Source organism: Moraxella bovis (genome assembly GCF_002014975.1).
GTDB classification, from domain to species: domain Bacteria; phylum Pseudomonadota; class Gammaproteobacteria; order Pseudomonadales; family Moraxellaceae; genus Moraxella; species Moraxella bovis.
On sequence record NZ_MUXV01000027.1, the window covers coordinates 20,541 to 25,765 of the forward strand.

The window sequence follows — 5,225 nt, forward strand, 5'->3', positions numbered from 1 at the left end:
AGCCTGCCTGCGGGTAGGAAAAACGTTAGGTTTCCCAAGCTCGCCACGAACGGTTTTCTTTGTAGCATACTTTTTGAACCAGAGCCAACTTTTTAAATTTAAGTGGTCAGATAGCTATTTTTCATGCAAAAATTGATAAAAGCTTTAAATTTTATCGTATTTTATAAAAATGTTATCAATGGTAGGCACACCCTAGTAATGGACGTATGTGTTTAAATTGTTCTCGCATGATGTTACTTGGATGGGCTTTTGTCCTGTTGAATGATTTGGTTGGTGGCGGTTTGGTTTATTGTAGCATCTTTTGATTGTGATTGGGTTCTTGCAAAAGTCCGTTAAAAGCCACCTGCCAATCTATCCAACTCATCGTTTAGCTTGGCAGGGTCAAATGAGTTACCAAGACCTTTTTGTGGGGCAGATATCCTAAAATCATCACCATCACGCTCCATCACCCACGCCACAACGGCATGCTCGCCTGCGGTGATTGTTGCCAGCTCACAGGCATGAATGATGCTGTCGTCATCACTGATTTTTGTAATGCCTTTTTTGGCATGACAAAGCGGATGTTTATGATAACTTGACATGACAAACACGAGCTTTTGTGCCATCTTGGGCAACTCGCTTAGTTTGACGTGAATCAACTCTTGGGGCATGAGCGTTTCTTCAAAATTATTTGCTCCCACCAGTGACCCAACGTGACGCACACTCTCATCAAGTCCCCGCACCTTGGCATACCAAATCTTATCTAGCACTTGATGTGAGCCATCTAGCACCACACAGGACAGATCTATGTCCATGTCAAGCGTGGGCGAGCGAAATGGAGTTAGCCCCTTTAATAAGGGTATTTTTCTGACAAAGGCAAGCAGCCCTGTTTTTTCAAATCGGCAGGCTTCATAATTGACGGACACCGTCAAAGTCTGTCCATACACACCAAGCTCAGTCAGAGTCTTAGATTCAAAAAAGGTTTTTAAGGACAAATTGCCCATATCTTTGTGTTGGTTAAAATCAGTCATAAATTTGGTCAATGGGTTAGTTTTTTAAGGCAGTCTCATCAAAGGCATGTTTTAATGCCAGTTCTACAGCATTAATGCGTTCTTGACAGACTTTATAAGCATCAATGGATTGCTCTACCACGCTCACTAGGTTGTCAATGTCTAACACCTGACTTTGTTCTAATGAGTCAGCATTATGCTTTAAAATTTCGTAGGCTTCTTTAAAAGTTGTCAAAGATGCGGTATCACTGCTCTTCTGGGACATATTACTCTCAGTTAATTTTAAATAAAAGTCCCATTTTACCTAATCATTTCTTATCAAGCAAGTGGATTTTATCAAGCTCTCTGCCTTTATTGTAAGTATTTTTGTTGCAAAATACATTTGTCAAGCAGGTCAAGTAGGCAAGTTGGGTGCACTGTTTTTTAAAAACAAATCAACAAACTATTTTTAAATAGTTACAATTCTGTTATTATACAATAGAATTTGTATGTATGTGTGAGTCACATCATCGGTCACTACTGCCAATGTCAGCTCGGTCGCTTGCTTTGAATAAATCAAAGCATTTTATATAGACACACCGAGTTGATTTTGGTATTTTTATGCATGATATTCATTGCTTGATATTTTCAATGATTGAGTTTTCAAATAATGATATTGTATTTATGAAAAAGGAAAATCATGACTGACCCAAACAAACCAAGCTCCCATGAACACGTTCCAGAGCTGACCTTAGATACTGATTTTACAGCTGGCGACAATCAAGAAACGCCATCGGGTGTCATTACCAAAGACGCCATCAAAGGCATGATTATTTTTGCCGTCACTGCCATCGTCTCCATCATATTATATCACGTCATGCCGTTTGGCACTGACGTCAATAAAGGCTTAGCGATACTTGTCTTTATCGGCACTTTATGGCTGACCGAAGCCATCCACGTCACCGCCACCGCCATCTTAGTGCCGATTCTTGCGGTGTTGATTGGTGTGCCTGAATTTGACACTAAAAAAGCTTTGGCAAGTTTTGCCGACCCCATCATCTTTGTGTTCTTTGGCGGTTTTGCCCTTGCAGCCACGTTGCACGTACAAAAACTTGACCGAAAAATCGCTTTTGGCTTGGTCAAACTGGCAGGGGGCAAGCTAGGTTTGGCGGTGTTCTACATCTTTTTTGCCACCGCCATGTTATCGATGTGGATTAGTAATACCGCCACCGCCGCCATGATGTTGCCATTGGCATTGGGACTGTTGGGGCAGATTGACAAAGAAAAAGACCGCTCTACCTTTTTATTTGTCCTGCTGGGGATTGCTTACTGTGCCAGCATCGGCGGTCTAGGGACAATGATCGGCTCCCCACCCAACGGAATTGCCGCCAAAGCACTGGATTTAAGCTTTATTGAATGGATGAAATTTGGTGTACCCATGATGCTTGTCATGCTCCCTGCCTTGCTCGGGGCGATGTATATCTTTTTAAAACCCAATCTCAAACAAACCGTGGTCATGACCGATGAAGTCATTCCGTGGACGGTATCACGCATTTTGACTGTTATCATATTTGTGGTCACTGCCATTTCATGGATTTTTGGCAAACAGCTTGGCGAGATGTTCGCCTTTAAATCCCCCGACACCGTCATCGCTCTATCAGCAGCAGTTGCGGTGCTTACCTGTGGTTTGGTTAGCTGGAAACAAGTGTCTGATAACACCGACTGGGGCGTACTCATGCTCTTTGGTGGCGGTATTGCCCTATCCAATATCATGAAAGAATCGGGTGCCTCTGCCTTGCTTGGCGAACAAATCGCTGGTGCCTTGTCTGTTGCCCCGATATTTGTGGTTATCTTGGTCATCACAGCATTCATCATTTTCTTGACCGAGTTTACCTCAAACACCGCCTCTGCTGCACTGCTTGTGCCACTATTTGCTCCGATTGGTGTGCAGCTTGGACTGCCACCCGAAGCCTTAATCATGGTCATAGGTATCGGTGCCTCTTGTGCCTTTATGCTACCTGTTGCCACCCCACCCAATGCCATCGTCATGGGGACAGGCTATATCAAACAAAAAGAGATGATGAACGTTGGCCTTATCCTAAACTTGGTATCGATCGCCATCGTCACAATATGGGCATTCTTCTTCCTAAGATAATCCCATATTAACTCGTAAAATGAACATGTCGTGATGACATGTTCATTTTTTTTAGAAATAAATTCATTTTTTAAAAAAATAAAACTTACAATTTATGGCAAAATATGGTTTAATGCTGAAATTTTTTAATTCTGCTGATAAATAGCTCTATCACAGATCCATTTTTAAGCGAGATTCCCATGACCGCAATCGCCCTAAACACCCCTAATTTTGTCCGCCATCAAGCCATCATTGATTGGGTTGCCGACATCGCCAAACTCACCAAACCTGCTCGTATTGAGTGGTGCGACGGCTCACAAGAAGAATACGACCGCCTTATCAATCTGATGATTGACAATGGTACCATGGTCAAGCTAAACCAAGAAAAACACCCTGATTCTTATTTGGCTTTTTCTGACCCGTCTGATGTGGCTCGTGTCGAAAACCGCACATTTATTTGTAGCGAAAAACAGATTGATGCAGGGGCAACCAACAACTGGAAAGACCCAAATGAGATGCGTGCCATCTTGAATGATAAATTTGACGGCTGTATGGCAGGTCGCACCATGTACGTTGTGCCATTTAGCATGGGACCACTCGGTAGCCATATCGCCCACATTGGCGTAGAGCTGACCGACAGTCCTTATGTGGTCGTAAGTATGCGTAAAATGGCTCGCATGGGCAAGGCAGTCTATGACGTGCTAGGCACGGACGGCGAATTTGTTCCATGCGTACACTCTGTTGGCAAGCCTTTGGCAGATGACGGAAAAGACGTGGCATGGCCTTGCAACGATGACAAATACATCGTTCACTACCCAAAAACCCGTGAAATCTGGTCATTTGGTTCAGGCTATGGCGGTAACGCCCTACTTGGCAAAAAATGCCTAGCCCTACGCATTGCCTCCGTCATGGGTCGTGAGCAGGGCTGGCTTGCCGAACATATGCTCATCCTAGGCGTAACGAACCCCGAAGGCAAAAAACACTATGTGGCAGCCGCTTTCCCATCAGCCTGTGGCAAAACCAACTTTGCCATGCTTATCCCACCAGCAGGCTATGAAGGCTGGAAAGTAGAAACCGTGGGCGATGACATCGCTTGGATTAAACCATCAAAAGACGGTAAACTGTACGCCATCAACCCCGAAGCAGGTTTCTTTGGCGTTGCCCCTGGTACCAACACCAAAACCAACTCCAACTGCATGGCGTCCTTGTCTCGTGATGTCATCTACACCAACGTTGCCATGACCGAAGACGGCGAAGTATGGTGGGAAGGCAAAACCAAAGAAGTGCCTGACAATCTCATCAACTGGAAAGGCAAAAAGCATGACGGTAGTGAGAAAGCTTCACACCCCAATGCCCGCTTTACCGTATCGGCAAGCCAATGTCCATCAATTGACCCCAACTGGGAAAATCCCGAAGGCGTGCCAATCTCTGCCTTTATTTTTGGCGGTCGCCGTGCCGACACCGTGCCACTTATCTCCGAATCCCCCGATTGGATTGATGGCGTGTACAAAGCTGCCACCATGGGCAGCGAAACCACCGCTGCTGCGGTCGGTCAGCAGGGCGTTGTCCGCCGTGACCCCTTTGCCATGCTCCCATTTGCAGGCTACAACATGGCAGACTACTTCACCAACTGGCTAGACATGGGCGAAAAGCTAGAAAAACTCACCAAAGAGCATGGCACCCAACTGCCAAAAATCTTTAAAGTAAACTGGTTCCGCCGTGATGATAATGGCGACTTTGTATGGCCAGGTTTTGGGCAAAATATGCGTGTGCTAGAATGGATTATCAACCGCTGTGAAGGCAATGCCAATGCTCATGCCACACCGATTGGGCTTGTACCGACTTACGAAGACCTAAACTGGACTCATTCCGACTTTACCAAAGACAACTTCAACACCGTAACCTATCAAGACAAAGATGAATGGCTAAAAGAGCTTGATAGCCACAAAGAGCTGTTTGATAAATTGGGCGAGCGTATGCCAAAAGCACTCATCGACCATCAAGCTAAACTACGTCAAGCAGTAGAAAGCGGTATGTAATTTGACCAAACAAAAGAACGCTCCAACTGGGGCGTTCTTTTGTTTGGTTATAGCTTGCATTGTGTTATAACCAACAAACCTTAA

General features: G+C 44.8%; 4 protein-coding genes. 2 read left to right on the plus strand and 2 right to left on the minus strand.

Annotated elements, in window-relative coordinates; genetic code table 11:
- Positions 1-332: 332 nt before the first annotated feature.
- Both B0182_RS06965 and xseB read right to left on the minus strand, forming a co-directional pair.
- On the minus strand, positions 333-1,010 hold the full coding sequence (locus B0182_RS06965) for a TerD family protein (protein WP_078274227.1): 678 nt from the start codon (positions 1,008-1,010) through the stop codon (positions 333-335).
- A 16-nt stretch (positions 1,011-1,026) separates the two neighbouring features.
- Entirely contained in the window at positions 1,027-1,254 is a 228-nt protein-coding gene (gene xseB, locus B0182_RS06970; RefSeq protein WP_078274228.1) for an exodeoxyribonuclease VII small subunit, read from the minus strand.
- A 414-nt stretch (positions 1,255-1,668) separates the two neighbouring features.
- Between xseB and B0182_RS06975 the strand changes: the two genes are divergently transcribed.
- Positions 1,669-3,123 (plus strand): SLC13 family permease, encoded by a 1,455-nt coding sequence (locus B0182_RS06975; RefSeq protein ID WP_078274229.1) that lies wholly within the window; start codon positions 1,669-1,671, stop codon positions 3,121-3,123.
- A gap of 179 nt (positions 3,124-3,302) precedes the next feature.
- A complete protein-coding gene (locus B0182_RS06980; protein WP_078274230.1) occupies positions 3,303-5,141 on the plus strand; it encodes a phosphoenolpyruvate carboxykinase (GTP) in 1,839 nt (612 codons plus the stop codon).
- Positions 5,142-5,225 lie beyond the last annotated feature (84 nt).

What these genes read in the sequence shown, in the direction of transcription:
- B0182_RS06965 (WP_078274227.1), bottom strand. Translation starts at nt 1,010, where the DNA reads ATGACTGATTTTAACCAACACAAAGATATGGGCAATTTGTCCTTAAAA.
- xseB (WP_078274228.1), bottom strand. Translation starts at nt 1,254, where the DNA reads ATGTCCCAGAAGAGCAGTGATACCGCATCTTTGACAACTTTTAAAGAA.
- B0182_RS06975 (WP_078274229.1), top strand. Translation starts at nt 1,669, where the DNA reads ATGACTGACCCAAACAAACCAAGCTCCCATGAACACGTTCCAGAGCTG.
- B0182_RS06980 (WP_078274230.1), top strand. Translation starts at nt 3,303, where the DNA reads ATGACCGCAATCGCCCTAAACACCCCTAATTTTGTCCGCCATCAAGCC.